This window comes from Paenibacillus cisolokensis (assembly GCF_018403665.1).
In the GTDB taxonomy this organism is placed as follows: Bacteria; Bacillota; Bacilli; order Paenibacillales; family Paenibacillaceae; genus Paenibacillus_AH; species Paenibacillus_AH cisolokensis.
In genome coordinates, this window is the sequence record NZ_BOVJ01000066.1 from 1 (window position 1) to 26,801 (window position 26,801).

Sequence of the window (26,801 nt, forward strand, 5' to 3'; positions counted from 1 at the left end):
GGCGAAGTATGTATCGGCGTCGCAGAAGATCTTCATACCGAATGCTTGTCTGGGTCCTCTTGGCGATCGGGGCGTTCTGGATATGGAACGTATGGTCCTCGCGTTCCGGCGGTGCGGAACATTCGGAACCGTACGAGGCGGTGCGGAACTTTTGGGCACATGAAAGTTTGGGCGATTTCGGCAGCTCCTGGGAGCTTTTTCATTCGCAGATGAAGGAGCGGTTTTCCAAGGACAGCTACATTCAGCGGCGGGCTCATGTATTCATGCAGGATTTCGGCGCAAATACGTTCGAATACGAGATCGGCCGGGAAGAGCTTCTGCCGACGTGGCGAATGAGCGAAGAACAGCCCCAACTGGAAAATGTGTACCGGATCCCGGTAACGCTTCGTTACGACAACAGCTACTTCGGACAATTCGAGATCAGACAGGTATGTTATGTGGCGAAAGAAGCCGAACAATGGACGATACTTTGGGCCTACCAGCCATTTTATAAGTAAAAATATTTTTATTTTGATTGATACAAAATGAATCTTTTTATGGTATAATTGATACATAATGTAACTTTATCCTGGGACTTATGGAGGCTTGTCATGGTCGGTCCGAATGGGCAAAATCTCGTATTTTTACTCAGCCTGCCCCGGAGCGGGAGCTCGCTTGCAACCGCCATCCTGCAGAACCATTCCCGCATTTTCGCCACCCAGGAAATGTGGTTTCTGCTCAGCTTGTACGATTTGCGCACGGCCCCGAAGCGCCCTTACGGAGGGGCATCCATCTTGCGCCAATTTTACAACGGCATCGTGCAGGACCGCACGTTCGAGGACGCTTGCCGGCATTTCGCGCTCGATGTGTACAACGGATTGCTGCGGGGAAGCGAGGCGGACGTTGTCGTCGACAAGTCGCCGCGGTACTACTGCATTTTGGAATTTCTCGATCTGCTTTTCCCCCGGTCCAAGAGGATCTGGCTTGTGCGCAACCCGCTCGCCGTTCTGGCCTCGTACAAGCAGATTCGTCTGAAGGAGAAGGGGCGGTTCGATCTGTCCGCCATACTGGCCGGATCGGAATTCGACATCCAGGGCGCGGACTTGACGGCAGGGCTGTTCCGTTACCGGCACTATTTTCGGGCTCCCCACGACTGCGCGCACACGCTCGTATACGAACGGCTGGTCGACAATCCGGCGGAGGAAACGAGAAAGCTTTGCGAATTTATCGGACTCCCCTATGAAACGGGTATCGAAGTTTACGGCAATTACCGCGATACGGCCAAAGCGGCGCTCTATTTTAGCATGGGCGTCGGGGACCCGAATGTGGCCCGCGACACGGCGCCGCACCGGCGGTCTGTCGACAGCTGGAAGACGGTTCTGGACAAACGGGAAATGGAACTGTACTGCCGGGCGATCGGTTCCCGTATTTTCATGAACTCGGATATTCCGAAGAACTGGCGGAGGCGGAAGCCATTGCCGGTACGCGGTTCGAGGCGGAACCGGATGCGGAGTTGCTGGCGCTGCGGACCCGTCAGCTGACGGATGCGGCGGGGTACAGATGGCAGCCGGAGTACCGACTTCATGCCGCCGTTGCCGGCGATGAAAGTCGGCATTTCGCCGACGGCGAAGGCAAGCCGGCGCTGTCCCGGGATGCGGAATTGGAGCGGCTGCGCATGACGGTCAGTTCGCTGGAGCACCGGCAGGCCGCGCATTATGCCGAACGCAAACGATTGCAAGCGCAACTGGATGCGTTAAGAAGCAAGGTGAACCGGATCAAGGCGGCTGTCCCGTTCGGCAACCGGTTGTCGCAGCTCGTTTCCGCGTACATCTTGACCGGAGGCAAGAGCAAATGAGCGCCATCGCCGGAATCGTCATGTTGACCGGGGAGCCGCTGCGGCCCGAAGAAGGCGGCCGGCTGATGCGGGCCTTGAGCGTTTACCCGGCGGACGATGTGCGGACATGGCAAGGCGGCTGCGCATTTCTCGGCTGCCATGCGCAATGGCTGACCCCGGAGTCCGTGACGGACCGCCATCCGCGATCCGGCGGCATCGGTCGTACGATTGCCGCGGATGCCGTCATCGACAACCGGAACGAATTGTTCGACAGGCTCGGGGTGCCGTTGCCGCAGCGTCAACAGTTGAGCGACAGCGATCTCATTCTGATCGCTTACGACAAGTGGGGAACGGACGCGCCGCGCTATTTGCTGGGCGACTATGCGTTTCTCATTTGGGATGAAAGAGAACGGATGCTGTTCGGCGCCCGGGATTTGACCGGCAATCGAACGCTGTACTATCACCGGAGCGGGAACCGAATCGCATTTTGCACCGTCATTGCGCCGCTGCTGTCCCTGCCCGGCGTGCCGAAGAAGCTGAACGAACAGTGGCTCGCCGACTTTATGGCGAATCCGGAGATGAACGAATCGTTCGATCCGGACCAGACCGCCTATGCGGATATCAGCCTGCTTCCGCCGGCCCATCGGATAACGGTTCGCGGCGGAAAACGGAGATCGACCGCTGCGGAACGATCGATCCGACCGAGCGGCTCCGCTTCCGGTCGGACGACGAAGTGGAAGAAGCGTTCCGGGACGTATTCCGGGAAGCAGTCGTCTGCCGGACGCGAACGTGCCGGAAAGTCGGCTCGATGCTGAGCGGGGGGCTGGATTCCGGTTCCGTCGTCAGCTTTGCCGCGCCTGAGCTTCGTCGCCGCAACGAGCAGCTCTATACGTACAGTTCCGTTCCCGATCCTACTTTCCGCGACTGGTCGTCTTCCCGCAGAGTCGCCGACGAAACGCCCTATATCCGGATGACGGCCGAATTCGTCGGCAATATTCGCGAGCGGTATCTGGATTTCGCCGGCCTAAGTCCGTACTCGGTCATAGACGATTGGCTGGACATTTTGGAGACGCCTTACAAGTTTTTTGAAAATTCGTTTTGGGTGAAAGGCATTTACGACCAAGCGCGTCGGGACGGCGCCGGCGTGCTGCTTTCGGGAGCGAGAGGCAACTTTACGATATCATGGGGGCCGGCGCTCGAATATTACGCCTTGCTGCTGCGGCGCCTTAGGCTGGTGCGGCTGTATCGGGAAATTCGCCGGCACGGTATGTATAAGGGCGTCAGGAGATCCCGGCTCATCGCGCTGGTCGGCCGGCAGGCGCTGTCGATGCTCGGCTTTGCGGCAGGGCCGGCGGAACCCGATATGCCGAACATGATCCTGCGCCCCGAATTTGCCCGCAAATATGACGCATTCGGGCGGCTGGCCCGTCACGGTATGGGGGTAAGAGGAACGCGCATTACCGATCCGGTCGAGCTGCGTCGCGAGCGGCTGCACAGCGCGGCGGCGGCCAACAAGAGCGGCGCGGTCATGACGAAGCTGTCGCTGCGCTACGGCGTGCAGGAGCGGGATCCGACCTTCGACCCGCGGGTTATCCGGTTCTGCCTGTCGCTGCCGTTCGAGCAATATGTGCGGCAGGGGATGGACAGGGCGCTGATCCGGCGGGCGACGAAAGGGTATTTGCCTGACGGCGTCCGGTTGAATTATCGCGTCAGGGGCATTCAAGGAACGGACTGGGTTCATCGCATGGCGCCGCATTGGCCGGCGTTCCTGAACGAAATAGCGCAGATGTGCCGCAGCGAAGCTTCCGCGCCGTATTTGCACCACGATCATTTGCGCGCGTTGGGCGAACGGTATGCGGCGGGTCCGGACCGAAATTTGCGGGCGATCCTGAATTGAAAGCGCTGATGCGGGCGCTCATTATCCACAGATTTGTCTCCCGGTTCTGAAGCATGCGGCCGAAATCGGAAAGGAGGTGATGGCAATGGCGAAGCAAGAATGGCAAGCTCCTGTTCTCGAGACGCTCGACGTCAAAGAAACGATGTACGGCAAAGGCGTAACGGAAGTCGATTCGGTAACCATCAACGATAAGGATATTTACGACCCGAGTTAACGAAGACGAAACGCCCTTATACAGTGTGTGAGCTGTATAGGGGTTTTTCGTGCACGGCCCGTTGCGACAAAAGATGAACGAAGGTGGGCGAATATGATAGCCGCGACTCCTACAACGGTGTACCAGGCATTCGGACTGCGGATCGCAACCCGTATACCGATGCCGGAATTGTACAGGCTGGACGCCGGATCGGCTGAAGGCTGCGACGTGGAAATCCGGTTCATGGCTTCCGGCGAGCTCGAACGGCACGACGCTCCCGACTTGCGGAACGAAAATTTCATCCGACGAGCGGACGAATTCTGGTTTTACATTCCCGAGACGGCCGTCTACCGGATCCGCGGCGGCAGGCATATCGCGGTTTCGCCGGTACCCGGCGCGGATATGGAGAAGGTGCGCGTTTATTTGCTCGGCACTTGCATGGGCGTTTTGCTGCTGCAGCGGGGCATTCTGCCGCTGCATGGGAGCGCCGTCGTCATCGACGGGCAAGCGCATGCCGTTGTAGGCAATTCCGGAGCCGGCAAGTCGACGCTCGCCGCCGCTCTCATTCGCGAAGGCTGCCGGCTGCTGACCGACGACGTCATTCCGGTCGCCATATCGCCGCAAGGGCGGCCTTATGTGCATCCGGCTTACCCGCAGCAAAAGCTGTGGCGGCAAAGTCTGGACCAGTTCGGGATGGAACCGTCCCGATACCGCCCGGTATACCGGGAAGTGTCCAAGTTTGCCGTACCGGTCGCGGCCAGCTTCTGCGAACAATCCGTGCCGCTGGCCGGCATATGGGAGCTCGTTCCGTCGCAAGACGATGCGAATATCCGGGTGCAGCCTGTCCGCAGCTTGGATCATCTGAAAGTGGTGCTGCTTCATACATACCGCCATACGCTCGTTCACCGGATGGATCTGGCGCAGTGGCATTTCACCGTCGCTTCCGGGGTGGCGGGCTCTTCGGCCGTTCGGCGCTTGTTCAGGCCGGCATCCGGATTTACGGCGGCCGAACTGGCGCGGCGGATAATCGATACGGCTCGCAAAGGGGAAAGGGGAGAAGAGGAATGATCACGGAGCGGCAGCTTGCCAACCGTCGTGTCGTCCAAACCGCGGACAATATCGTCAGCGATATGGACGGGGAAAAAGTGATGATGAATCTCGAATCCGGAAAATATTACAATCTGGGCCGGGTCGGAGGGCGAATCTGGGAATTGATCGCCGTCCCGATTTCAATCGGCGACTTGATTGATCGGCTCGTAGAGGAATATGAAGTGGATCGGTCGCTATGCGAATACCAGGTGATGTCCTTCTTGCAAAGTCTTGCCGACGAATCGTTGATCATCATGGAGACGGACGAGCATGGCCGGTCGTAACGGGCGGGGAGAAAGATGGGCATGCGAAGCAAAGTCATCCGGTTCGTCCGAATGCCGCTGCGGCAAAAATGGATGCTGGCCGAAGCGTATTATTATTTGGCATGGGCGCGCGTGCTGAAAAGCAGGCCGTTTTCGACCGTTGCGCCCCGGCTCGGCGTGCATATGAAAGAAACGCCGCTCTCCGTCGAGCCCGGCCAATTGGCGGAATTGAAGCAGGTCGCTCAAGTCATCCGGCTGATGAGCCGCTATACGTTATGGGAAAGCCAATGTCTCGTGCGGGCGATGGCGGGCATGAAGATGCTGGAAAGAAGGAAAATCGCCAGCACGTTATATTTCGGGACGGCACGGGACGGCGAGGCCCGGCTGATCGCCCATGCCTGGCTGCGCAGCGGACCGATCATCGTGACGGGCGGCGAAGAAATGCCGGCATTTACGACCGTAGCCATTTTCGGCAAGACGATAGATGAACGGAATTGAAGGGGACGTGAATCATGATCGGCATACAGAAGCTTCATCGGGAGCCGCTTTCGGACGAATTGCAGGCCTTGTTGTTCGTTCTCCGCATCGATCGTGAAGCTCCGGACCGGGATCGTATCCGCGGGAAGCTCTCCTCTATCGACTGGAATCAATTTTTGGAACTGGTCCGCCATCACCGCGTCGTTCCCTGGGTCCATACCAGACTGCAGCCGTTCCCGGAATTGATTCCGGCCGATATCCGCAAAGAGCTCCATGCCGACTATAGAGCCAATGCGTTTGGCATGCTGCAATTGGCTGGGGAAATGGAAAGAGTCGGCGCCAATTTGGATCGCGCCGGAGTGCCTTGCTTAATGCTGAAGGGGCCGATTTTGGCGGAAACGCTTTACGGCGATCTGTCGCTGCGGACTTCGCGGGATCTTGATCTATTGGTCCCGGTCGATGCGGTCGAGCGGGCGGCGGAACAATTGGCAAGGATGGGGTATGAAGCGAACGATTCCGTACACCGGATACTGAACGATTGGAAATGGAAGCTGCATCATCTGTCGTTTCGTCATCCGGTAAAAAAGTGTTGGTGGAACTGCATTGGCGGTTCATGCCCGCTTCCGACAAGGAACCGACCTTCGATGAGCTGTGGCGGCGAAAACGGAAAAGCGGCATGTTCCGGCAGCCGATCTATTATTTGGGCGCTCACGATCTGTTCATGCATTTGACGCTGCACGGGATGAAGCACGGCTGGTTCCGTCTTCGCTGGCTCCAGGATCTCGATCTGATGCTGCGCCGCCACCCGCCGACCGATGAGACGATCCGGCATTTGCGCAAGTACCGCTGCCTCGCCGCCGCGGGTCAAGCGGTCATCCTGCTGGAGCGGTTGCTCGGGACGCCGCTCAATCCGGAGTCGCACCGCCTCTCCGCGAGCAGACACGCGCGCGTATTGGCGGAAAAGGCGCTCGTTTTTATCCGCACGAAGGAGGAATGGGCCGTCCGGCTGCCGCCTCGTCAGGCAAGGCGATTTAAGCGATACCTGTTTTCGACCAAAACGTTCGTGCAAAAAGGCAAATACGTGCTGGGCAAACTTTATCCGAGTTCCTGGGACGCCGCCGCTTTGCCGCTGCCCAAACCGCTACGTTTTCTTTATTTTCCGCTCCGGCCGTTTATATGGTTTTGGCGGCAAATGAGGCAAGAAGCGGGGGCTGGAAACTAACGATGCGCAATATATTGTTGTTCGTCGGGAAGCTGCGGGCGTTCGCCGGGTGGAGGCTGTACCTCGGCTATGCCGGCATGATCGCGATCAGCCTGTTCGAAGGCGTCGGCATCTATTTGCTCGTGCCGATGCTCGGCTTGATCGGCATACTCGATTTCGAGGTCCGGGACATCCCGGTGCTGTCGAACCTGGTCGGGCAATTGCGCGCACTGCCCGAGCCGTATGCGCTGCCGGCCGTCCTGGCCGCCTATATCGGCGTCATGGCCGTCCAGGCGCTGCTGCAGCGCGCCCACGCCGTGCTGCAAATCCGCATCCAGCAAGGCTTTGTCCGTTCGCTGCGCGTCGAGCTGTACGAAGCGCTGATCAGGGCGAACTGGAGCTTCTACTTGCGCAGCCGGAGATCGGATTTCAATCATGCGCTGACGTCCGAGCTGGCGCGCGCGAGCCAGGGATCGTATCTGACGCTGCAATTGTCGGCGTCGCTGCTGTTCACCGCCATTCAGCTCGGTTTTGCGTTTTGGCTCTCGCCCGAACTTACGCTGCTCGTCCTGGCCTGCGGCGCCCTGCTTGCGTTTTTCTCCCGCAAGTTCGTCCGCAGCGCCCGTTCGATCGGACAAGATACGACGGAGCTGTCGCAAGCCTATTTCGCCGGTATCGCCGAGCATTTCGGAGGCATCAAGGATTTGAAGAGCAACGGCCTGGAGACGGCTCATCTGAACCGGTTTCGGGCGCTGTGCCGGCGCATGGAGGACAACATCGTCCGGTTTACGAAGCTGCAGTCCGCGACGCAGTTCATGTACAAAATCGCGTCCGCGCTTCTTGTCGGCCTGTTCGTATACGTTGCTTTCGCCTGGCTGCATGTGCAGCCGGGACATCTGATCCTGATCGTGTTCATCTTCGCCCGGCTCTGGCCGCGTTTTCCGCCATACAGACGAGCGCGGAGCAGCTCGTTTCGGCGATTCCCGCCTTCAACGGGCTGATCGAGCTGAAGAGACGATGCGAGGAGGCGCGGGAGGCGCTCCCCGACCGCGGAGAAGGAGAGGCGACGATAGCGATCCGGCAAGGCGTCGAATGCCGGGACGTCAGCTACCGGTACGGCAGCGAAGGGGATTATGCGTTGCGAAACGTCAATCTGTTCATTCCGGCGAACCGGATGACCGCGATCGTCGGCAAATCGGGAGCGGGCAAAAGCACGCTGATCGATCTGCTGATGGGGCTGATCGAGCCGGACAGCGGGCGCATTGAGGCGGACGGCGAATCGTATACCGGCGCGCGGGCCGCGGCACTTAGACGGTCGGTTAGCTATGTGGCGCAAGACCCGTATTTGTTTCATGCCACGATACGCGAAAATTTGCTGCTCGTTGCTCCCGGCGAGAGCGAAGAGCGGCTGTGGGAAGCGCTGCGCCAGGCGGCGGCGGACGATTTCGTCCGCAAGCTTCCCGATGGTCTGGACACTGTGATCGGGGACCGGGGCATCCGGCTTTCCGGCGGGGAGCGCCAGCGGATCGTCTTGGCGCGCGCGCTAATGCGGAAACCGTCCGTCCTGGTGCTGGACGAGGCGACGAGCGCATTGGACGCCGAGAATGAAGCGCTCATTGCCGAAACGTTGGAGCGGCTCAAAGGGAGCATGACCATCATCGTCATCGCCCACCGGTTCTCCACCATTCGCCATGCCGACCGGGTCGTCGTGCTGGAGCGGGGAGAGGTCGTCCAGCAAGGAGAGCTGCGCCAGCTTGCCCGGGAGACGGCCGGAACGTTCAGCCGCTGGATGGCGAACCAGCATTTGCTTGCCGAATAGGCAACGCCCGATGCCCCGTTTTGCCGCCGTATCGCCGTGTCGAACGAACGCTGTCCCTTCATGGCGTCTAATCCGTTCGACGGCTTCGATTTTGACGCGGCTTTGAAAGGACGGTTTCTTGCCCGCAAGCAAAAAACGTCCTTTCAACGCCGCCACCCCATTTGCGCTGTTTCCTCATTTGCGCCGTTTCCCCATTTGCGCCGTTTCCCCATCAAAAACCGTTTCTCATATGGCAAAATAATGCCTGTCCGTTAAATACCGAATGATGAGCGCGACCGATTCTTCGACCGTCAAACGTTCCGTATCGACGGTAAGATCCGGTTCTTTCGGAATATCGTAGGGGGCGGATATGCCCGTAAACATCGCGATTTCCCCTGCTTTTGCCTTCCGGTAAAGCCCTTTCGGATCTCTTCGCTCGCATTCCGAAAGTGAACACTTGACATAGATTTCAATGAAATCGCCTGAAGCGAACAAGCGCCTCACCGCCTTCCGATCCTCCTCGCTCGGAGAGATGAAAGCCGCAAGCACGATCAACCCCGCGTCGACGAACAGTTTGGATACTTCCCCGACTCGCCGTATGTTTTCTGCCCGATCCTTATCGGAAAATCCGAGATCGCGGTTTAAACCGTGCCGGATATTGTCGCCGTCCAATACGTAAGCGGCGACTTTCATCTTGCAGAGCTCCTTCTCCAGCTCGAAGGCCAGCGTCGATTTGCCCGATGCCGGCAACCCGGTCATCCATAGTGCGCAGCTTTTATGCCCGTTCCGCCTGTATCGTTCCTGACGGGTCAGGACGGAGGCATGCCATGTAATGTTGTCGCTTTTGGTGAGAGAGCCCCCGGATTTAGCTTCCTTATTATGGAAAACATTCATCCTTTCTCCTCCTTGCGCTTGTTATCTCCACTGTAAGATACAAAATGTAACAAGTCAAGAAAAGGATAGGGGCTATTTTCATTATTTTTGGGTCATTATGCCTATCGGTTTGTAAACGCAATGAACGACATGATCGACAAAAAACTGGTTCTCCCGACATATTCACACTTGACAACGATAAATCGATAGCATAAATTATAAACATAAAGATACATAATGTAACATATATTTTGGAGATTTGATACATATAGTATATTGAAATTGAACGGAGAGGGGTTTTTTTGCAGATGACAAATTTTTTTTATTGCGTAGGCTGCAATAAGCCGGTACAGATAGAAGAGGCGAAATGGTTGTTTCGCACCGGTTTTTTCCGTGTCGTTCATCCGCTTGGCTGCTGCGAATCGTGTTCATCCGACCCTGCCCCGCTGTCCGGCCCTGACCGCGAGATCCGGCGTGGCATGCCGACGTATTCGCACAATGCGGCGGCCGTCTTGCCGAAAATGGACGAACAAGAGCGCCTTTATACCGTCGACGTGCATGCGGAAACCGTCGTTTTCCCGCTGTAACAGCGTACGGCAGAAATCGATGTGAAATACATAAGTTGTGGCACGAACCTTATGGTTGGTGCCTTTTCTGTGCCGCCGAACTCATAAGGCATGGTCTATTGTAACGGCATCTTACAGTCAGGTCTTTTCCGGCCGGCGAGATTGCAGCCACCGATGTTTTCTTTTGCGGATGTGTCCGGTTCTTCATAAGGAAAGAACTTGCGAAGATCATACATAATACGCAAAATGATGTTCGTAAATCAAAAATAAAATAAATACGTCATGAAAATATTGACGAGATTTTGTTTCCTTTGTTAAGATGTGATCATCGCAGCCGAAAATTATAATTAGGCAGAGGATGTCGTATGGATCAGGGGAAGAGACTGACAATTAAAGAATTGGCCAAGCAAATCGGCGTTTCCGCGGCTACGCTGGATCGCGTGCTGAACAACAGGGGGAACGTGAAACGCCAAACGTACGAGAAAGTGATGGCCAAAATCAATGAGTTGAACTACAGGCCGAACCGGTCTGCCAGTTTTTTGTCCCGGATGAACGTGTATTCGCTTGCCGTAGTGTTTCCGGAACATCCGGCATATTTCTGGAAGCAGGTGGAGAAGGGCATTCAGATTGCCGTTGATGAATTCCGCGATTACGGTCTTCAGGTCCGCATTTTCCGTTCGGACAAATACGATCTGGATTCACAGAAGCAAATCGTGCAGCAGCTCGTCGATTCCGGCGAGTACGACGCGATTGCGCTGTCGCCGAACGATCCGCAGGAGATGGCGGATTTGATCGACCGCGCGGTCGATCGGGGCACGGCCGTCTGTACGTTCAACAGTGATTCGCCGCTCAGCAAGCGGTTGTTTTACGTGGGCTGCGATTACCGGATCGCCGGGCGACTGGCCGCGGATGCGCTTTGCAAATTTGTCCGCGACGGTTCGAAAGTCGGCGTGATTATGTCGTATACCAACTTTCAAATGCAGCAGAAAATTACAGGTTTCCGAGAAGTGGTGACCGAATATGATCAGATCGAGATGGTCGGTCCGCTCAAGTTAAGCCAGGAGGATTATCTGTCTCCCGAGGCGTTCGCCGACTATTTCCGGGAAGTGGACGGCATTTACGTATCCAGCGCAAGGCTGGACATTGTGGCGGAGTACTTGGAAAATCTCGGGCTCGCCAAGCCTCCGGTGCTCATCGGCCACGATATGACGGAGGAGACGTACCGATTTTTGCAGAAAGGCGTCGTCACGGCGACGATTTGCCAGGATCCCGTAAACCAAGGGTATTTGACCGTCAAATCGATGTTCAACTATCTTGCTTCCGGCGACAAGCTCGCGATCAAGGAAAACATCACCAAGCTTGAACTGGTGACAAAGGAAAACGCACGTTATTACATTTAATCGGCGGCGGATGTAATAGCGCCGTTTTTCGCTCCAAAATGATGTACGTACATCTATTTTTGATGTAAATAATGATGTTAGTGGTATAACTGCCTCTTTTGCATCATCGGAAAAGGGGCGGTCAAACATATACCAACCCATAACGTAAACCAGGGGGAATGAACATGTTCAAACGTGTAAGGGCTATCATGATCGTTATGTCGGCGTTGCTGCTGCTGTTGTCGGCGTGCGGGTCGAATGCGGATTCCAACGCCGGTGCCGACGCTTCGTCGAATGCGGGAGGCGAAGGGGAGAAAGTGGTCATCCAGTGGTGGGATTCCATGACGAGCGAGGCGACGCAAGGGGCGCTGCAAAATTAATCGACGATTACGAAGCGGCACACCCGAACGTCAAGATCGAACGGACTTATATCTCCTTTGCGGATATCAAGAACAAACTGCTGCTGGGTTCCGTCGGCAATCAAATGCCGGACATCGTGTGGCTCGACAATCCGGACCACCAGGCGTTTGCGGCCGCCGGCATTCTGGCCGATCTGACGGAAGAAATCAAGGAATGGGGACAAGCGGACCAGTATTTCGACGGACCGTGGTCCTCGACCATGTATGAAGGCCGCAACTACGGCGTGCCGATCGGCAGCAACAACTTGGCGCTGTACTACAACAAGGACATGCTCGAGGCGAAAGGCCTGAAGCCTCCGACAACCTGGGAGGAACTGAAAGAAGCGGCCAAGCAGTTGACGGGCGACGGCGTATACGGCTTTGCCATGACCGCGGTAAAAACCGAGGAAGGCACGTTCCAGTTCCTGCCGCTGATGTACCAATCGGGTTCGGACATCGACAACTTTAACAGCGAAGGCACAATTGAGGCGGCCAACCTGTTGAAGTATATGGCGGACAACGGCTATATGTCCAAAGAAGTCATTAACCAGAAGCAGTCGGATACGGTCGTTCAGTTCTCGACGGGCAAAGTGGCGATGATGATTAACGGCACGTGGCAAATCCCGTTGCTCCGCAAGGAAGGCAAGGTCAACTGGGGCGTCGTCGAACTGCCGAAGAACAAGCAGGGAGGCACGATTCTGGGCGGAGAAAACTGGGCGATTACTGCGGCATCCAAGCATAAGGACATTGCGTTCGACATCATCAAATTCGCCAATGAACCGGAACGTTTGAAAGCGTTTGACCAGACTGCAGGCCGCCTGCCGGCCCGGGCGGACTTGCTGCAGGATCCGTTCTGGCAAGAAGATCCCGATTTGAAGGTGTTCGCCGACGCGATGAAAGTCGCCAAGGCAAGAGCGTACGGCCCGAACTATCCGAAAATTTCCGAAGCGATCCAGATTATGATCCAGGAAGTCATTACCGGAGCCAAATCGCCGGAGGATGCGGTCAAAGAAGCCGGGGCCAAAATCGACGCCATTTTGGGCAAATAAAGCAACATGTGAGAGAACGAAAGAGGGATGGGGGGCGGGTCAGCTCGTTTAAGGCGTCCCCATCCCTCGACTTGGAGGTGGAGAATCCATGCCGCATCAATCGGGCGCGCGTGGGGGAAGTCCGATGAGCCGCCGGTCGAAACACGCTTCGTCCTGGAACAACTATCTGTTTGTATTGCCGGCTTTGCTGTTCATCGTTGTGTTCATCGGTTTTCCGCTGGTTTACAATTTGATGCTAAGCTTTCAAAACGTAAGCGTCTACAATTTGAACGGCAAGCATGACTTTATCGGCTTGTCCAATTACTACAAATCGCTGGAAGATCCGGTATTTTATATTTCGCTGAAAAATTCGGCCGTGTTTACGGTGCTGAGTCTCATTTTTCAATTTACGATCGGGTTTGCGCTCGCGCTGTTCTTTAATCGGAAATTTCCGGGACGCAACCTGTTCCGTTCGCTCATGCTGCTCGCCTGGATGCTTCCGGTGGTGATCAGCGGTACGGTGTTCCAATGGATGATGTCCGGCGACTACGGCATTATCAACTACTTTATGCAGTCATTGGGACTGATCGACAAGCCGATTAATTGGCTTAGCGAAGGACGTACGGCGCTGCTGGGCACGATTGTCGCCAACATCTGGATCGGGATTCCGTTTAATATGATTATTTTGTTGTCGGGTTTGCAAGGCTTGCCGGAACATCTGTACGAAGCGGCCAAGCTGGACGGCGCCAACCGTCTGGTGCAGTTCCGCAATATTACGCTTCCGCTGATGAAGCCGACAATTCTGGTGCTGCTGATTCTGGGCATTATCAATACGTTCAAAGTGTTCGACCTGATTTTCGTCATGACCGCCGGCGGACCGGTCACGTCTTCGACAGTGCTTCCCATTTACGCTTATCAGCTGTCGTTTTCGACGTACGAATTCAGCCAGGGCGCATCGGTGTCGATGATTATGTTCATCATTTTGACCTTGATTTCGATCGCATACCTGAGAATGTCCGGCAAGGAGGAGGTTCACGCATGACGAAAGCTCCGTGGCGGACCGCGCTTTTAACCTTGATCGGCATTGCCATCATGATCGTGTTCCTGTTTCCGGTTTACTGGATGATCAAGACGTCGCTGACGCCGGTGACGGAATTGTACCACAATCCGCCTCATCTGCTCCCGGCCGGCGCTACGCTCGATTCGTACATCAACAACTTTGTCCGCAACCAGGACATGCTGAAGTACATCGGCAACAGCGTCGTCATTGCCGTCGGCACGATGGTTTTGTCGCTGCTGCTGTCGATTCCGGCTGCCTATGCGCTCGCCCGTCTGCCGATCAAAGGCAAAGGGCTGATGATGATTTCCATTCTGTCGATTCAAATGCTTCCGGGCATTATGATGGCGATGCCGCTGTATATTATGTTTTCCAAGGTGCATCTGTCCGACCGGTACGCCGGCTTGATTTTGGCGGATTTGATCCACGCGTTGCCGTTTGCCGTCATCACGCTCCGGCCGTTCTTCCTAGCGCTGCCGAAAGGGCTGGAAGAAGCGGCGATGATCGACGGATGCAACAAGTTCAAGGCCTTTACGCAAATTATTTTGCCGCTCGTAAAACCCGGCATCATGACGGTGGCGGCGTTCTGCTTCCTGTTCGGATGGGGCGATTTTATCTTCGCGTTGACGCTGACATCGAGCGACGCGATTCGCCCGCTGACGCTGGGCTTGTACCGCTTTATCGGGCAGTACGGCACGGAATGGAACAATCTGATGGCGGTCGCCACGCTCGCCGCTTTGCCGATTATCCTTATTTTTATTTTGATGCAAAAGCATCTGGTCGGAGGCATCACCGCCGGCGCGATGAAGGATTGACGCAAATCTAGCGATGAGAGGAAGAAAAACGGATGAAGCCCCGGATTTATATCGCCAGAGCGCTGCCGGAACCGGTAGCGGCCTATTTGGAAGCGAACTGCGAATGCCGGTATTGGCAAGGCCCCGGTTCGATTACCGAAGAAGAGTTGGCCGCCGAAATCGGCGATGCCGAAGGGGTGCTGCTGACGGGCACGCCCGTCGGGGAAAAGGTGCTGAAAGCGGGATATAAGCTCCGGGTCGTCAGCAATTTGTCGGCGGGCTACAACAATCTCGATTTGTCGGCGCTCGCGGCGCGGCGCATCGTAGCAACCCATACGCCATACGTGCCGGACGATACCGTGGCGGATTTGGGGATGACCCTGATTTTGGCGACGGCCCGGCGAGTGGCGGAGTTGGACCGGATGGTGAAAGAAGGCCGATGGCGGCAAGGCATGGATGCGGAACTGTACGGACTGGATGTGCATCACAAGCGGCTCGGCATTATCGGCATGGGGCGGATTGGAGAAGCGGTCGCCCGCCGGGCGGCCAAAGGCTTCGATATGGATGTCGTCTATTACAACCGCCGACGCAAGCCGGAAGCGGAAGAGCGGCTTGGCATCGGCTACATGCCGCTCGACGAACTGCTCTCAACCTCGGATTTTGTGCTGCTGCTGACGCCGCTTACGCCGCAGACGCGCCGGCTCATCGGCGAAAAGCAGTTGGCGTTGATGAAGCGAAGCGCAATCTTCATCAATATTTCGCGCGGGGAAACCGTCGATGAAGCGGCATTGATCCGCGCGCTGGAAACGCGCCGGATCGCCGGAGCGGGACTGGATGTGTTCGAGCGGGAGCCGCTTCCGCCCGATCATCCGTTTACGCGGATGGACCATATGGTCGCGTTGCCGCATATCGGATCGGCGACTGCGGAAACGCGCTTGAATATGGCGTTTGCGGCGGCGAGAAATCTTGTGCGCGCCTTGACCGGGCTGACGCCGATCGATATCGTACCGGAATTGCGCGCTTAACAAAAATACAGAGACAGGTGGAGGGAACCGAATGAAATTTACCGACGGATATTGGCATGTCAGACCAGGGCTAAAGCTGAATTATCCGATGGAAGTGCGCGGCGTGCGGGCTACGGAGGACAGATTGACGGTGCTGGCTTCCTGCAAAAAAATCGTTACGCGCGGAGATACGCTGAATACGGCGATCCTGACCGTCCATTATACTTCGCCCATGCCCGATGTCATCGGAGTGGAACTGGTTCATCACGACGGAAAGCGGATCAAAGGACCGGAATTCGAGAAGCATGTAATTCCCGGCTCGCGTGTTCAGATCGAAAACGGCGACGAAATCGCCAGCCTGACCAGCGGCAATCTCAGCGTCAAAGTGCACAAAAATGAAGGCTGGAGCTCGCATTTTACTATGGAGAGAAGAGGCTTACCGGCAGCGGCTACAAGAGCCCGGGGCATATCGAAATGCCCGATCGAACCACGTATATGCGCGAGCAGCTCGATCTGGGCATCGGCGAGTACATCTACGGGCTCGGCGAGCGATTTACGCCGTTTGTCAAAACGGTCAAGTCGTCGATTTGTGGAACGAAGACGGAGGCACGTGCAGCGAGCAGGCATACAAAACGTGCCGTTCTACTTGTCCAATTACGGCTACGGCATTTTTGTCGATCATCCGGAACGGGTATCTTACGAAGTGGCGTCCGAAGTCGTCTCCAAGGTGCAGTTCAGCGTGTCGGGCGAACGGTTGAAATACTACGTTATCGGCGGAGCCAGCCTGAAAGAGGTTCTGGACAACTATACCAAACTGACGGGAAAGCCGGCGCTGCCGCCTGCCTGGTCCTACGGACTGTGGTTAACCACGTCGTTTACGACCAGCTATGACGAGCAGACGGTCACGAGCTTCATCGACGGTATGATGGAACGGGATATTCCGTTGCACGTGTTCCATTTTGACTGTTTCTGGATGAAAGAATTCCATTGGTGCGACTTCCGCTGGGACGACGAGGTGTTTCCCGATCCGGAAGGAATGTTGAAACGGCTCAAGAGCAAAGGGCTGCACATCTGCGTCTGGATCAACCCGTACATCGCCCAGCAGTCTTCTTTGTTCGCAGAAGGGAAAGCAAACGGCTATCTGGTGAAAACGATGGAAGGCGACGTTTGGCAATGGGACCGGTGGCAGGGCGGCATGGGGCTCGTCGATTTTACGAATCCGGCTGCAGTCCGCTGGTTTCAAGATAAATTGAAAGCATTGCTGGACATGGGCGTCGACTGCTTCAAAACGGATTTCGGCGAACGGATTCCAACGGATGTCGTCTACTACGACGAATCGGACCCGGTCAAAATGCACAATTACTATACGTATCTGTACAACAAAGCGGTGTTTGAAGTGCTGGAGGAGGTCCGCGGCAAAAACGAAGCGATGGTGTTTGCGCGTTCGGCGACGGCGGGCGGACAGCAATTCCCGGTCCATTGGGGCGGGGACTGCTCGGCAACGTACAGCTCAATGGCCGAGACGCTGCGCGGGGGACTGTCGCTCGGCCTGTCCGGTTTCGGCTTCTGGAGCCACGATATCGGAGGCTTTGAAAATACGGCTACGCCGGACCTGTACAAGCGATGGGTCGCCTTCGGCCTGCTGTCGTCCCATAGCCGGCTGCATGGAAACCAATCCTACCGGGTGCCGTGGCTGTTCGACGAGGAATCGTGCGACGTGCTTCGATTCTTCACGAGGCTGAAAGCGACGCTGATGCCGTACCTGTTCAGCAAGTCGGTCGAAGCGACGAAGACGGGCGTGCCGGTCATGCGCGCGATGGTGCTGGAGTTTACCGACGATCCTTCCTGCGATACGCTGGACCGTCAATACATGCTTGGCGATTCCTTGCTGGTTGCGCCGATATTCAACAGCGAAGGCCTGGCACAGTATTATTTGCCGGAAGGCCGCTGGACAAACTGGTTTACGGGCGAGGTGACCGAAGGCGGCCGCTGGATCAAAGAGCGGCACGGCTACTTCAGCCTCCCGCTCATGGTTCGGCCGGGCAGCCTGATTGCCGTCGGCGCCGACGAGCTGCGGCCGGATTACGATTATGCGGACGGCGCGGCGCTGCACCTTTTCGAGCTGGCAGACGGCCGGACGGCGGTGGCCGACGTGTATAGCACGCAGGGTGTGCTGGAACTGGCGGTGCGCGTCGAGCGTTCGGGCAACGAGCTGACCGTTGCGGCGCAAGGCGCCGGCAAGCCTTGGGAGCTGGTGCTGCGCGGCATTTCCGCAGTGAAGTCGGTCGAAGGCGGCGCGTCCTTTGCCGGTCCAGCGGGCGTTCGAATTTTGCCGGAAACGGGCGCAGGGAAGATGAGGATCGAGCTGGCTTGAAGACGTTTGAACGGGGCTGAACGAACAAGGCGCTTTTCGCTGCGCGCGTGCAAGCCGGCCTTCCGGATTTGACATACGCAATAGCCTGCCAATACTGGCGGGCTTTTTATTTTTCTTACCGTAAACGGTGTTATATTTTCAACCGTCCGCCGGAAAGGAGCATGTCGGTGAGCGCCTGGCCGGGTTTTTAAAATTTTAGGCAAGAAACTATCGGAGCCTCCCGTTCGTCAGGTATAATGATGTTTAATTGTCGGTAGAACTGTAAGGCAGAAGGGGAGGGCTGTCGTGTTGGCAACCAATGATGGGATTGTCGTGCAGCTGAAAAATGTAACGAAACGCATCGGGAGCCGAACGATTATCGACCGTTTGACGCTGGATTTGCCGCGGGGAGAAGTGTTCGGATTTCTCGGTCCGAACGGCTCGGGCAAAACGACGACTATCCGGATGATGGTCGGGCTGATGCGCATGTCGGAAGGCGAAATTTTGATCGAAGGACACAGCGTGCGCACATCTTTCGAGAAGGCTATGCGGCATGTCGGCGCCATTGTGGAAAATCCCGAAATGTACAAATATTTATCCGGTTATCGAAATTTGCTGCACTTTGCCCGCATGATCCCGGGCATTACGAAAGAACGGATCGACGAAGTCGTCGAGCTCGTCGGGCTCGGGGCCCGGATTCATGACAAAGTGAAAACTTACTCGCTCGGCATGAGGCAGCGCCTGGGCGTCGCCCAGGCGATTATGCACAAGCCTTCGCTGCTTATTCTCGATGAGCCGACGAACGGTCTCGATCCGGCGGGGATTCGCGAGCTGCGCGATTATTTGCGAAAGCTGGCGAAGGAAGAAGGCATTACCGTCTTCGTCTCCAGCCATCTGTTGTCGGAAATGGAGCTGATGTGCGATCGGGTTGCCATTATCCAGAACGGCAAGCTGATCGATGTGCGCCCCGTTCAGCGGGAGGACGAAATCGGAAGCCGAGAGGTGCTGTCGAAAGTGCTGTTCGACGTCGACCGCCCCGCCGATGCCGCGGCGCTGTTAACGGAAGCCGGCCGCTCGCCGGTTCAGGAGGGAGCGTTCGTCGCTTTCGAAGCCGATCGGGAAACGGTTGCGGAGATGAATGCCAAATTGGTAGCTGCGGGCATTAAAGTTTACGGCATAAGGGCGCAGAGCAAGTCGCTGGAAGACCAATTCCTCGAAATGACGGGAGGGGAGAAGCTTGCTTGATTTTTTGCGGCTTGTATCCAATGAAAATATGAAAATTTACCGGAGAGCGCGGACATGGATCATGATGGGCATTCTCCTGCTCCTGACCGTATCCATTACGGGAATGGCTACCTTTTTGACCGCGGACGAGCCGCCGACGATGTGGTTTATGATGAAGATGGAAACGCAAATTTTGCTTACGCTCGCAACCATTTTGCCGTTGTCATTTCGGGCGAAAGCGTGGCCGGCGAATTTACTGCCGGAACGATCAAGCTGCTGCTGATCCGTCCGTGGACGCGATCCAAAATTTTGCTTTCCAAATATATTTCGGTGCTGCTGTTCGCGCTGTTCGCAACAGTCCTGCTGTTCGCCGCCACATTCGCCGTCAATCTGGCGGCATTTGGCTATGACGACTCGACATTGCTCGGCCAGGACGGGCTGCCTCCGCTAACGTATATGATCCGGTATTACGTGCTGGAATTCGTAAGTCTGGTTGTCGTTGTGACGCTGTCGTTCATGATCTCCACCGTATTCCGCAGCAGCAGCCTGGCGATCGGCCTTTCCATGTTTCTGCTGTTTATCGGCAGCAGCGTGGCGGGGTTGCTGGCGATGCTGGAATACGATTGGGCCGATTATATTTTGTTTGTCCATCTCAACCTGACGCAATATTTGGACGGAGGCGGCATGATTCAGGATATGACGCTCGGCTTCTCGCTCGGCATCCTGGCCGCGTATTATGTTGCGTTCATCGCGCTGTCATGGTGGATTTTCAATCGCCGGGACGTGTCCGCCTGACCGGCGGAGGCTTCGGACCTTATCCGGCCTGAACTTTGCGCTGCGCCTTGTCGGTTTTCTCCGCCGGCGCTTCCTTGGACGCCGCCGCTGCCGCATCGCCGCCTGTCAGCGTACGGGCGCGGGCGGTCTCCGGCCGGCGTTCCATCTGGCAGCTGCCGTTAAAGACACCGCCTTCCTGAATAAGGAGCGACTGCGCATTCACGCTGCCGTACACCTGGCCGGAAGCGGTAATCGTCAGCCTTCCGGACGCCGTGACGTCGCCGAATACCTGGCCGGAGATGACAATATCCCGGCCTTTCAGATTCGATCTGGCGATGCCGCATTCGCCGAGCACGATATCTCCCTTGCATTCGATATCTCCGCGGTATTCGCCTTCGATCCTCACATCCGACTCGCTTATGATGCTTCCTTCCGCCAGCGTGCCATGGCCGATCATCGTATCGTTCCCGGCCAGCTTTTTGTCGCTTTTGAACATTCGGGTTCCCTCCCTTTGCGAATTGGGTATACCGAAAAGCGTAAGGCAAACCTCGCCTGTACTCCTATCGATTACTATTCGCTTTTCTTCCGAAACATGCAAAAAGATATAGCTGCGCCATGTCCGCAATAATCGGCCAGGCCATCCGGAACTTATCGTTTTGTGCCCTGTTTCAGAAAGGAGAGCACCGGGCGCAAATCCTGTCCGGCGGCGCCGGACAACGGGTCGCCTTTCTCGCGCAGCCGGCGCTCGACGTTCAGCAGATGGAAATCGGCCGGTGATACGCCGCTTCGCACCTCCTCCCACGTGAGCGGCATCGAGACGGTTGCGCCGACCCGGGCGCGCGGCGTATAAGGCGCGGCGATCGTCTTGCCGGGATAATGCTGCAAATAATCGACATAGATCAAGGTGCCGCGATTTTTTTTCAGCCGTTCGATGGTGAAGAGCGACGGATGCTTGGTAGCCAGATATTGTCCGACGAATTGGCCGAACTGGCGCAGATCGTCGAAGGAGAGCCGCGACGCCAGCGGCACGATAATCTGTACCCCTGTGGCGCCCGACGTCTTCGGCACGGAAGCGATGCCGAGCGAAGCCAGCAATTCGCCGGTCAAAGCCGCCGCTTCCATAATGCGGGGCTCTTCCTCGCGCGAAGGGTCGAGGTCCAGCACCCATTCCGTCGGGTATACCGGTTCTCCGATCCGGTCGAATGACGCATGGAATTCGAGGCAGGCCAGATTGCCGAGCCACAGCAGCGTAGGCAGCGAATCCAGCTCGACGTACGATATGTCGCCTTCCTGCGCGGTGCGGACGAACGGAGGCTTCGGCTGCGGCGCGTTTTTCTGGTAAAACGATTTGCCGTGGATCCCGTTCGGAAAGCGGATTGTCGTCAAATAGCGTCCGCGCGTGTAGCGGAGCAGGTAGGGAGAAAGCGAAACGAGCTTCTCCAAATAGGCCAGTTTGGTCAGTCCCGCTTCCGGCCATAGCAGCTTGTCGGGATTGGACACGGTCATTTCATGGCCTTCGACGGTGATCGAGCCTGTCTTGCGCACCGGTTTACGGTTCCTCCTTCCGGATCAGATCGGGCGCCTGGGACTGAAACGTGCACGCTTCCGGCGGCAGATCGGTCAAGCTTTGCAGCACCGGCTGGCGCAGCGCCATATCCGGCGTCCAGCTCATATAATTTGTTTTGACGGTCAGCAGCGGCCGCAGCCAGACGGCGTCGCGGCTTCGAACGGGCATGTTGGCAAACGGCCGGTCCGCCGTCCGGAGTCTGGCAGCTTCCCGGGTCATATGCCGCCAATCGTTCTGCGTGAAGGCGCCGGCTCCGGCATGGCCGATGTACCAGAGACGCCCTTCCGCATCGTACAGACCAAGCAACAGCGCGTTGACCAGGTTGTCCCGGTACGTGACGCCGCCGACGACGGCGACAAGATCGCGGAATCGCTTCTTCTTGCGCCACCTCTTGTCTTTGCCCCCGATTTCGTATGTGCTGTTCAAGTCCTTGAACACGACGCCTTCCAATTCGAGTTTGTCGACCGCCTCGTACAGTCCGCGCAGCGACGTCTCGCTGCGGACCGCCTGCACGTGCGGCCCCGGTTTGACGAGCCGCTCCAGCAGCGCCTGGCGCTCGCGCAGCGGGCGCGCCGTTACCCACTCCCCGTCGGCATACAGCACATCGAACACCATATAGACGACTGGCACCTCCCGGCGGGCGGCCGCCGCGCTGACTGCCTTCCGTACGCCGTCCCGCCGCATCACCTGGTGGAACGAAGGCTTGCCGCCCTCGAGCGCGATCATTTCGCCGTCCAGAACGAACGTATCGGACCGGCAGTAATCGGATGTCTGCGCCAGCTCCGGGTATTGCATCGTCCGTTCGTTCAGCCGCCGGTTGAACAGGCGGACCTGTCCCCGGTCGGCGTAGACCAGCACCCGGACGCCGTCCCATTTTACTTGCGCGATCCATTCCCCGCCGTTCGGATAACTGTCCGTCGCAACCGGCTCGAACGGGACAACCGGCTTCCATAGATGGGATTCGTTGCTCATGGGCCGCCCTCCCCTCATTCGTGTCGTTGTTTACCAGTGTCGGTCATTCCCGGCCAAAACATTCGATCCGGCAACTTTCGGTTGCGGAAAGATGAGGATAATGAACGAAAAAGGGTATTCTAAACCGGGAATAGTTAAAATGACGAACGGAGGGAGGCCGTCATGAGCTTGCTGATTGTTGTCGTGCTCCTTTTCTTTTCCGCCTTTTTCGTCGCGACGGAGTTTGCCATTATCCGGGTTCGTCCCAGCCGGGTCGACCAGCTTGTACTGGAAGGACGCAAAACGCGCTGGCGGTACGGAAGGTGACCAGCAATTTGGACGGATATTTATCGGCGTGCCAGCTTGGCATCACGATCACATCGCTCGGACTCGGCTGGCTCGGCGAACCGGCGGTGGAGAAGATGCTGTATCCGCTTATGGACCGGTTCGGCATACAGGCCGATTTGGGGCATGTGGCTTCTTTCCTGATTGCCTTTTTCATCATTACGTATCTTCACGTCGTACTGGGAGAACTGGCGCCGAAAACGCTGGCCATTCAAAAGGCGGAGAAGGTCAGCTTCTTCGTCGCCCGTCCGATCATCTGGTTCTATCGGATCGCCTATCCGTTAATCTGGCTGCTGAACGGCTCGGCCAACATGTTTGTGCGATGGTTCGGCCTCAGTCCGGCAAGCGAGCAGGAGGAAGCCCACAGCGAAGAGGAAATTCGCATTATTTTGAACGAAAGCTTTCAGAGCGGCAAAATCAACAATACCGAATACGGCTATGTAAGCCGCATTTTCAACTTCGACGACTTGCTCGCCCGCGAAATTATGGTGCCGAGAACCGATATGGTGTGCCTGTACGCGGACAAGCCGCTGGAGGAGAACATACGAATTATTAAAAAAGAGCAATACACGAGATTTCCGGTCGCTCTGGAAAACAAGGACAACATCGTCGGCACGATCAATACGAAGCAGCTGTTTCTCAATTACGACAAAGAAGGCTTCGATTTGAAATCCATCATGCGGCCGGCCATGTCCGTGCCCGAAGTGATGCCGGTCAAGACGCTGCTCAAGCGGATGCAGCAGGAACGGGTTCATATCGCCATACTGTTGGACGAATATGGCGGAACGGCGGGAATGATTACGATCGAAGACATTTTGGAAGAGATCGTAGGCGATATCCGCGACGAATTCGACGCCGACGAGAAGAAGGAAATCGAGAAGACCGGCGAGAACCGGTATCTGGTCGACGGCAAAGCGCTGCTCTGGCAGGTGAACGATGTGCTGGACAGCTCGCTGGAGCATGACGATGTCGATACGATCGGCGGCTGGCTGTATAACATGAATCCGGACATGGCCGCCGGAGACAAGCTGGAATATGGCGGACTGACGTTTATTATTCGCGAAATGGGACTTCACCGGATCAAAAAAGTCGAAATTATTGTGAACGAGTCGAAAGAGGAATGAATGCCGGAAGGCGTGCAGCAAGAAGGAGACGGTCAGGATACCGTCTCCTTCGCTTTTTTGGTCCGCGCAGCCCCCGTTTTGCCCCGGCCGGCCTCGTTGTCGTCCGTTTCGTCGTTGCCGGCTTTGGCTGCCGGCTTGCCTTTGGCTGCGCTTTTGGCCGCATCTGCTTTTGCGCCTGTTCCCGCTCCGGCGGTTTTGCCGCTTTTGGCCGCCGCGCCGGTGTCGAGCGCGCCGCCTTCCGGGGAGACGCGAATCGATTCGAGACTGGCCTGCAGCGCGGCCATCAGATCGATCACATTCGCGGGTTCCTGCTGAGGTGCGATGCGGACCTCCTCTCCGGCGATTTTCCGGCTGATCAGGTCGAACAGCCGCTCGCGGTAATCGTCGGTATATTTTCGGGCTCGAACGGAGTGGAAAGCTGTTCGATCAGCAGTTTCGCCATCGTCAGCTCCTTGTCGTTGACCTTGACCTCTTCGGGCAAGCCCGGCACCTGGCTGACGGGACGAATTTCGTCAGGGTAGAAAATCGTTTCCATTGCCAGGCAATTGTCGATGACGCGTATGGCCGCCATGCTGCTTTTGGAGCGGATCGATACTTTCGCAATGCCGATCCGGCCGGTTTCGGACATCGCCCGCATCAGCAAATTATAGGCGTTGCCGCCTGCCTGATCGGGGGACAAGTAATACGTCTTTTGGAAATAAATCGGGTCGATCTCATCCAGATCGACGAAATCGAGAATTTGAATCGTTTTGGACCGTTCGCCGGCGATCTGCTCCAGTTCTTCCTTTTCGAACAGCACATAATGTCCTTTTTCGTACTCGTACCCTTTGACGATATCGTCCCATGCCACCTCGGTTTCGCAATTCGGACAATGCCTCACGTAAGCGATCGGCCCTCCGCAAACTTTATGGATCATGCGGAGCGAAATATCTTTATCCTCCGTAGCCGAAAACATTTTGACCGGAACATGCACAAGACCGAAGCTGATGGCGCCTTTCCATACCGTATGCATCCTTCGTCTCCCTCCTTAGAATCGGGGTGTTTCGGGTGTATCGAGTGTTTCGAGTGTTTCGAGTGTTTCGGGTGTTTCGCCGCTCGCTGCGACCGTTTTCTGCTGTTGCCGCTTCGACAGAAGCTTTCTTACAAGCGTTCCCACAATGCATGGAATCCAATCGAAGCGGGCATATTTTCGTTGTAAGGAGGGAATTGTTTATGAGCAAAGACAGCAAAAGTCCCGAGTCTCCGTCGGCGGATAAAACTGCGGAGGGCCGCGACGATTATTTTATGGATATCGACCGGATGGTCAATGAAGGATTGGGCGGAGGCGTGGTAACGATTCACAATGGTTTGATCGACGAGACGACGACCGATACGATGGTCGAGCCGGATTCGCAAACGGACGAGGAGGATAAAGGCTGATGAATGCGCAGCGGGCCAAACAAATTTTCGAATCGGAAGAGACGATAGCCGTCCATTTGGAAGGCGAGCCGGTATGGATCGAGCATGTGGATGTGGCGAACGGAATGGCGACGGTTCAGATTGGCAACAATCCTTTGAATACCCATACCGTATCGGTCGATCGGCTGGAAGAAGGAAAGCCTAAGGCTTAAGCTAAAAGCGGCAGCGCGGTCGATTCGGATCGCGGCACAACCCCGAACAAAAGAACAGCGCCGTCGTCGGTACCTTTGCGGCACCACGATCGGCGCTGTTCGGCTTTTCGGTTGCGTACGATCTGGGTTTGCGGCTTCCGGGTCCACACGTTGCGGTGGGGCAGCTGCGAAGGTGCTTTGGATTTCGTTCGTTTTTTGCCCATAACGGCACTCCTTTCGGCTTTCGAAAATAATCTTTCGTTTCGCTCCGGACTTTTTTCTTTCAAGCATATCGAAACGGTTGGCGATGCGATTGAAGCGATCGGTGAGACGATTGATGTAGCGATCAGTGAGACGATTGGTGAAACGACTGGTGAAGCGACTAATGAAGCGATCGGTGAGACGATTGGTGAAGCGACTGGTGAACGACTGATGTAGCGAACGGTGAGACGATTGGTGAAACGACTGATGAAGCGACTGATGAAGCGATCGGTGAGACGATTGGTGAAGCGATGCCTCTCCGCCGGCGGCGAAAACGTTTGCGCCAGAGCGGGGCTTACGGAACAGCATACCGCATAAAGCGGACGTCGCGCAAGCGACAAGGGCGGAACAGCGGTGAAGGAGTAGCGGTGGCTAGGGTACAGCAGTAAAGTATAGTAGCGCCGAAGGGGATAGCAGTGAAAAGCAGCAGCAGTGAAGGCGTGGCAGCGACAAGGAACGAGTAGTGGTGAAGGGCGGGACTGCGACGATAGATTAGCCAGATTAGCAGCGGCTAAGGTACAGTAGTAAAAGCAGATCGATCGGAAGAAAGCGAGAGAGCCAATGCCAACAAGTTACTCGAAAAGCACGACTTTCCCGGCATGGTTGCCGTCAATAGCGACGACCTCTTTTGCAGCACCCTTCTTTGTTACTGTCGGGAAGCAGCAGCGGCAGGAATAGTGGCGGCGACAGAGCGGAGCAGGCGATGAAGCGGGCAGCGTAAGGGGGCAGTGTCGAAGGGGAGAAGAAAAGGGGAGCAGCATTTTAACGAATCTGACAATCGCT

General features: G+C 56.4%; 32 protein-coding genes and 2 pseudogenes. 28 read left to right on the plus strand and 6 right to left on the minus strand.

All coding sequences use genetic code 11. From position 1 onward, the window contains the following. The first annotated feature begins 41 nt into the window (after positions 1–41). The 13 genes from PACILC2_RS09570 (at position 42) to PACILC2_RS28580 (ending at position 8,752) form a co-directional block, all read left to right on the plus strand. Positions 42–497 (plus strand): hypothetical protein, encoded by a 456-nt coding sequence (locus PACILC2_RS09570; protein WP_244863387.1) that lies wholly within the window; start codon positions 42–44, stop codon positions 495–497. A 93-nt stretch (positions 498–590) separates the two neighbouring features. Further along, positions 591–1,520 carry a sulfotransferase family protein gene (locus PACILC2_RS09575; protein ID WP_213528669.1) on the plus strand — a complete coding sequence of 310 codons (930 nt, stop codon included), beginning with the start codon at positions 591–593 and terminating at the stop codon, positions 1,518–1,520. After that, positions 1,493–1,834 carry a hypothetical protein gene (locus PACILC2_RS09580; RefSeq protein ID WP_213528671.1) on the plus strand — a complete coding sequence of 114 codons (342 nt, stop codon included), beginning with the start codon at positions 1,493–1,495 and terminating at the stop codon, positions 1,832–1,834. The genes PACILC2_RS09575 and PACILC2_RS09580 overlap by 28 nt, the downstream gene beginning before the upstream one ends. Further along, complete coding sequence (locus PACILC2_RS26675) at positions 1,831–2,628, plus strand: hypothetical protein (RefSeq protein ID WP_244863388.1); 798 nt, start codon at positions 1,831–1,833, stop codon at positions 2,626–2,628. The genes PACILC2_RS09580 and PACILC2_RS26675 overlap by 4 nt, the downstream gene beginning before the upstream one ends. Further along, positions 2,547–3,710 carry an asparagine synthase-related protein gene (locus PACILC2_RS26680; protein ID WP_244863389.1) on the plus strand — a complete coding sequence of 388 codons (1,164 nt, stop codon included), beginning with the start codon at positions 2,547–2,549 and terminating at the stop codon, positions 3,708–3,710. Before PACILC2_RS26675 ends, PACILC2_RS26680 begins: the two co-directional genes overlap by 82 nt. A gap of 85 nt (positions 3,711–3,795) precedes the next feature. After that, a complete protein-coding gene (locus PACILC2_RS09590; RefSeq protein WP_145977282.1) occupies positions 3,796–3,924 on the plus strand; it encodes a paeninodin family lasso peptide in 129 nt (42 codons plus the stop codon). Between the two features lie 93 nt (positions 3,925–4,017). Next, positions 4,018–4,971 carry an aldolase gene (locus PACILC2_RS09595; RefSeq protein WP_213528672.1) on the plus strand — a complete coding sequence of 318 codons (954 nt, stop codon included), beginning with the start codon at positions 4,018–4,020 and terminating at the stop codon, positions 4,969–4,971. Continuing rightward, positions 4,968–5,276 carry a lasso peptide biosynthesis PqqD family chaperone gene (locus PACILC2_RS09600; protein ID WP_213528673.1) on the plus strand — a complete coding sequence of 103 codons (309 nt, stop codon included), beginning with the start codon at positions 4,968–4,970 and terminating at the stop codon, positions 5,274–5,276. The genes PACILC2_RS09595 and PACILC2_RS09600 overlap by 4 nt, the downstream gene beginning before the upstream one ends. A gap of 15 nt (positions 5,277–5,291) precedes the next feature. Then, on the plus strand, positions 5,292–5,753 hold the full coding sequence (locus PACILC2_RS09605; protein WP_062495463.1) for a lasso peptide biosynthesis B2 protein: 462 nt from the start codon (positions 5,292–5,294) through the stop codon (positions 5,751–5,753). Positions 5,754–5,767: 14 nt separating this feature from the next. Continuing rightward, positions 5,768–6,463 (plus strand): nucleotidyltransferase family protein, encoded by a 696-nt coding sequence (locus tag PACILC2_RS29300; RefSeq protein WP_213528674.1) that lies wholly within the window; start codon positions 5,768–5,770, stop codon positions 6,461–6,463. Then, a complete protein-coding gene (locus PACILC2_RS29305; protein WP_213528675.1) occupies positions 6,346–6,954 on the plus strand; it encodes a nucleotidyltransferase family protein in 609 nt (202 codons plus the stop codon). Before PACILC2_RS29300 ends, PACILC2_RS29305 begins: the two co-directional genes overlap by 118 nt. Before the next feature lie 2 nt (positions 6,955–6,956). Next, positions 6,957–7,934, plus strand: coding sequence for an ABC transporter transmembrane domain-containing protein (locus PACILC2_RS28575; RefSeq protein ID WP_307860488.1), 978 nt, complete (start codon positions 6,957–6,959; stop codon positions 7,932–7,934). A gap of 137 nt (positions 7,935–8,071) precedes the next feature. Then, a complete protein-coding gene (locus tag PACILC2_RS28580) occupies positions 8,072–8,752 on the plus strand; it encodes an ABC transporter ATP-binding protein (protein ID WP_307860489.1) in 681 nt (226 codons plus the stop codon). 225 nt (positions 8,753–8,977) lie between these two features. Here PACILC2_RS28580 and cysC read toward each other — a convergent pair whose 3' ends face one another. Further along, positions 8,978–9,625 carry an adenylyl-sulfate kinase gene (gene cysC, locus PACILC2_RS09625; protein ID WP_062495457.1) on the minus strand — a complete coding sequence of 216 codons (648 nt, stop codon included), beginning with the start codon at positions 9,623–9,625 and terminating at the stop codon, positions 8,978–8,980. Between the two features lie 350 nt (positions 9,626–9,975). Here cysC and PACILC2_RS09630 point away from each other — a divergent pair, with 350 nt between their 5' ends. From PACILC2_RS09630 to PACILC2_RS09675, 11 genes are all read left to right on the plus strand, one after another. Then, positions 9,976–10,191 (plus strand): hypothetical protein, encoded by a 216-nt coding sequence (locus PACILC2_RS09630; RefSeq protein WP_213528676.1) that lies wholly within the window; start codon positions 9,976–9,978, stop codon positions 10,189–10,191. Positions 10,192–10,535: 344 nt separating this feature from the next. Beyond that, complete coding sequence (locus tag PACILC2_RS09635) at positions 10,536–11,570, plus strand: LacI family DNA-binding transcriptional regulator (RefSeq protein ID WP_213528677.1); 1,035 nt, start codon at positions 10,536–10,538, stop codon at positions 11,568–11,570. 164 nt (positions 11,571–11,734) lie between these two features. Next, the gene (locus PACILC2_RS09640) at positions 11,735–11,929 is read left to right on the plus strand and encodes a hypothetical protein (RefSeq protein ID WP_213528678.1); all 195 of its coding nucleotides are present in this window, start codon (positions 11,735–11,737) and stop codon (positions 11,927–11,929) included. Next, complete coding sequence (locus tag PACILC2_RS09645; protein WP_213528679.1) at positions 11,878–12,996, plus strand: ABC transporter substrate-binding protein; 1,119 nt, start codon at positions 11,878–11,880, stop codon at positions 12,994–12,996. Before PACILC2_RS09640 ends, PACILC2_RS09645 begins: the two co-directional genes overlap by 52 nt. Positions 12,997–13,084: 88 nt before the next feature. Continuing rightward, the gene (locus PACILC2_RS09650) at positions 13,085–14,017 is read left to right on the plus strand and encodes a carbohydrate ABC transporter permease (protein WP_244863390.1); all 933 of its coding nucleotides are present in this window, start codon (positions 13,085–13,087) and stop codon (positions 14,015–14,017) included. Beyond that, positions 14,014–14,847, plus strand: coding sequence for a carbohydrate ABC transporter permease (locus tag PACILC2_RS09655; protein ID WP_213528680.1), 834 nt, complete (start codon positions 14,014–14,016; stop codon positions 14,845–14,847). The genes PACILC2_RS09650 and PACILC2_RS09655 overlap by 4 nt, the downstream gene beginning before the upstream one ends. A gap of 32 nt (positions 14,848–14,879) precedes the next feature. Next, positions 14,880–15,851: a 2-hydroxyacid dehydrogenase gene (locus PACILC2_RS09660; protein WP_213528681.1), complete on the plus strand. Its 972-nt coding sequence runs from the start codon at positions 14,880–14,882 to the stop codon at positions 15,849–15,851. 31 nt (positions 15,852–15,882) lie between these two features. After that, positions 15,883–18,204, plus strand: coding sequence for an alpha-xylosidase (gene yicI / locus PACILC2_RS09665; RefSeq protein WP_244863391.1), 2,322 nt, complete (start codon positions 15,883–15,885; stop codon positions 18,202–18,204). A gap of 288 nt (positions 18,205–18,492) precedes the next feature. Further along, positions 18,493–19,428 (plus strand): ABC transporter ATP-binding protein, encoded by a 936-nt coding sequence (locus PACILC2_RS09670; RefSeq protein WP_213528682.1) that lies wholly within the window; start codon positions 18,493–18,495, stop codon positions 19,426–19,428. Continuing rightward, positions 19,421–19,690, plus strand: coding sequence for a hypothetical protein (locus PACILC2_RS26690; RefSeq protein ID WP_244863392.1), 270 nt, complete (start codon positions 19,421–19,423; stop codon positions 19,688–19,690). Before PACILC2_RS09670 ends, PACILC2_RS26690 begins: the two co-directional genes overlap by 8 nt. Further along, positions 19,648–20,202, plus strand: a complete 555-nt coding sequence (locus PACILC2_RS09675) for an ABC transporter permease (protein WP_244863393.1) — start codon at positions 19,648–19,650, stop codon at positions 20,200–20,202. Before PACILC2_RS26690 ends, PACILC2_RS09675 begins: the two co-directional genes overlap by 43 nt. A 19-nt stretch (positions 20,203–20,221) precedes the next feature. Here PACILC2_RS09675 and PACILC2_RS09680 read toward each other — a convergent pair whose 3' ends face one another. The 3 genes from PACILC2_RS09680 to PACILC2_RS09690 all read right to left on the minus strand — a co-directional run bounded on the left by PACILC2_RS09680 (position 20,222) and on the right by PACILC2_RS09690 (position 22,720). Then, complete coding sequence (locus PACILC2_RS09680) at positions 20,222–20,677, minus strand: bactofilin family protein (protein WP_062495444.1); 456 nt, start codon at positions 20,675–20,677, stop codon at positions 20,222–20,224. Between the two features lie 152 nt (positions 20,678–20,829). After that, positions 20,830–21,687, minus strand: coding sequence for a non-homologous end-joining DNA ligase (gene ligD, locus PACILC2_RS09685; protein ID WP_213528689.1), 858 nt, complete (start codon positions 21,685–21,687; stop codon positions 20,830–20,832). Between the two features lie 43 nt (positions 21,688–21,730). Continuing rightward, a complete protein-coding gene (locus tag PACILC2_RS09690) occupies positions 21,731–22,720 on the minus strand; it encodes an ATP-dependent DNA ligase (protein WP_213528683.1) in 990 nt (329 codons plus the stop codon). A 162-nt stretch (positions 22,721–22,882) separates the two neighbouring features. On the opposite strand from PACILC2_RS09690, the pseudogene PACILC2_RS09695 reads away from it, so the two are divergent. After that, positions 22,883–24,168, plus strand: a pseudogene (locus PACILC2_RS09695) (hemolysin family protein). Between the two features lie 32 nt (positions 24,169–24,200). Here the strand turns inward: PACILC2_RS09695 and ku are convergent. Further along, a pseudogene (ku, locus tag PACILC2_RS09700) lies at positions 24,201–25,180 on the minus strand (non-homologous end joining protein Ku). Positions 25,181–25,380: 200 nt separating this feature from the next. Here ku and PACILC2_RS09705 point away from each other — a divergent pair. The 3 genes from PACILC2_RS09705 (at position 25,381) to PACILC2_RS09715 (ending at position 26,195) form a co-directional block, all read left to right on the plus strand. Then, positions 25,381–25,587, plus strand: a complete 207-nt coding sequence (locus PACILC2_RS09705; protein ID WP_062495436.1) for a hypothetical protein — start codon at positions 25,381–25,383, stop codon at positions 25,585–25,587. Beyond that, positions 25,587–25,778, plus strand: coding sequence for an H-type small acid-soluble spore protein (locus tag PACILC2_RS09710; RefSeq protein ID WP_213528684.1), 192 nt, complete (start codon positions 25,587–25,589; stop codon positions 25,776–25,778). Before PACILC2_RS09705 ends, PACILC2_RS09710 begins: the two co-directional genes overlap by 1 nt. A 177-nt stretch (positions 25,779–25,955) precedes the next feature. Beyond that, complete coding sequence (locus PACILC2_RS09715) at positions 25,956–26,195, plus strand: hypothetical protein (RefSeq protein ID WP_213528685.1); 240 nt, start codon at positions 25,956–25,958, stop codon at positions 26,193–26,195. A gap of 395 nt (positions 26,196–26,590) precedes the next feature. Here the strand turns inward: PACILC2_RS09715 and PACILC2_RS09720 are convergent. Then, a partial coding sequence (locus tag PACILC2_RS09720) for a hypothetical protein (protein WP_213528686.1) occupies positions 26,591–26,801 on the minus strand: 211 nt, incomplete at its 5' end.

What these genes read in the sequence shown, in the direction of transcription:
- PACILC2_RS09635 (WP_213528677.1), top strand. Translation starts at nt 10,536, where the DNA reads ATGGATCAGGGGAAGAGACTGACAATTAAAGAATTGGCCAAGCAAATC.
- PACILC2_RS09575 (WP_213528669.1), top strand. Translation starts at nt 591, where the DNA reads ATGGTCGGTCCGAATGGGCAAAATCTCGTATTTTTACTCAGCCTGCCC.
- PACILC2_RS09660 (WP_213528681.1), top strand. Translation starts at nt 14,880, where the DNA reads ATGAAGCCCCGGATTTATATCGCCAGAGCGCTGCCGGAACCGGTAGCG.
- PACILC2_RS26675 (WP_244863388.1), top strand. Translation starts at nt 1,831, where the DNA reads ATGAGCGCCATCGCCGGAATCGTCATGTTGACCGGGGAGCCGCTGCGG.
- PACILC2_RS29300 (WP_213528674.1), top strand. Translation starts at nt 5,768, where the DNA reads ATGATCGGCATACAGAAGCTTCATCGGGAGCCGCTTTCGGACGAATTG.
- PACILC2_RS09705 (WP_062495436.1), top strand. Translation starts at nt 25,381, where the DNA reads ATGAGCAAAGACAGCAAAAGTCCCGAGTCTCCGTCGGCGGATAAAACT.
- PACILC2_RS09640 (WP_213528678.1), top strand. Translation starts at nt 11,735, where the DNA reads ATGTTCAAACGTGTAAGGGCTATCATGATCGTTATGTCGGCGTTGCTG.
- PACILC2_RS09595 (WP_213528672.1), top strand. Translation starts at nt 4,018, where the DNA reads ATGATAGCCGCGACTCCTACAACGGTGTACCAGGCATTCGGACTGCGG.
- PACILC2_RS09570 (WP_244863387.1), top strand. Translation starts at nt 42, where the DNA reads ATGCTTGTCTGGGTCCTCTTGGCGATCGGGGCGTTCTGGATATGGAAC.
- yicI (WP_244863391.1), top strand. Translation starts at nt 15,883, where the DNA reads ATGAAATTTACCGACGGATATTGGCATGTCAGACCAGGGCTAAAGCTG.
- ligD (WP_213528689.1), bottom strand. Translation starts at nt 21,687, where the DNA reads ATGACCGTGTCCAATCCCGACAAGCTGCTATGGCCGGAAGCGGGACTG.
- PACILC2_RS09655 (WP_213528680.1), top strand. Translation starts at nt 14,014, where the DNA reads ATGACGAAAGCTCCGTGGCGGACCGCGCTTTTAACCTTGATCGGCATT.
- PACILC2_RS09710 (WP_213528684.1), top strand. Translation starts at nt 25,587, where the DNA reads ATGAATGCGCAGCGGGCCAAACAAATTTTCGAATCGGAAGAGACGATA.
- PACILC2_RS09600 (WP_213528673.1), top strand. Translation starts at nt 4,968, where the DNA reads ATGATCACGGAGCGGCAGCTTGCCAACCGTCGTGTCGTCCAAACCGCG.
- PACILC2_RS09605 (WP_062495463.1), top strand. Translation starts at nt 5,292, where the DNA reads ATGGGCATGCGAAGCAAAGTCATCCGGTTCGTCCGAATGCCGCTGCGG.
- PACILC2_RS09590 (WP_145977282.1), top strand. Translation starts at nt 3,796, where the DNA reads ATGGCGAAGCAAGAATGGCAAGCTCCTGTTCTCGAGACGCTCGACGTC.
- cysC (WP_062495457.1), bottom strand. Translation starts at nt 9,625, where the DNA reads ATGAATGTTTTCCATAATAAGGAAGCTAAATCCGGGGGCTCTCTCACC.
- PACILC2_RS29305 (WP_213528675.1), top strand. Translation starts at nt 6,346, where the DNA reads ATGCCCGCTTCCGACAAGGAACCGACCTTCGATGAGCTGTGGCGGCGA.
- PACILC2_RS09650 (WP_244863390.1), top strand. Translation starts at nt 13,085, where the DNA reads ATGCCGCATCAATCGGGCGCGCGTGGGGGAAGTCCGATGAGCCGCCGG.
- PACILC2_RS09680 (WP_062495444.1), bottom strand. Translation starts at nt 20,677, where the DNA reads ATGTTCAAAAGCGACAAAAAGCTGGCCGGGAACGATACGATGATCGGC.
- PACILC2_RS28575 (WP_307860488.1), top strand. Translation starts at nt 6,957, where the DNA reads ATGCGCAATATATTGTTGTTCGTCGGGAAGCTGCGGGCGTTCGCCGGG.
- PACILC2_RS09690 (WP_213528683.1), bottom strand. Translation starts at nt 22,720, where the DNA reads ATGAGCAACGAATCCCATCTATGGAAGCCGGTTGTCCCGTTCGAGCCG.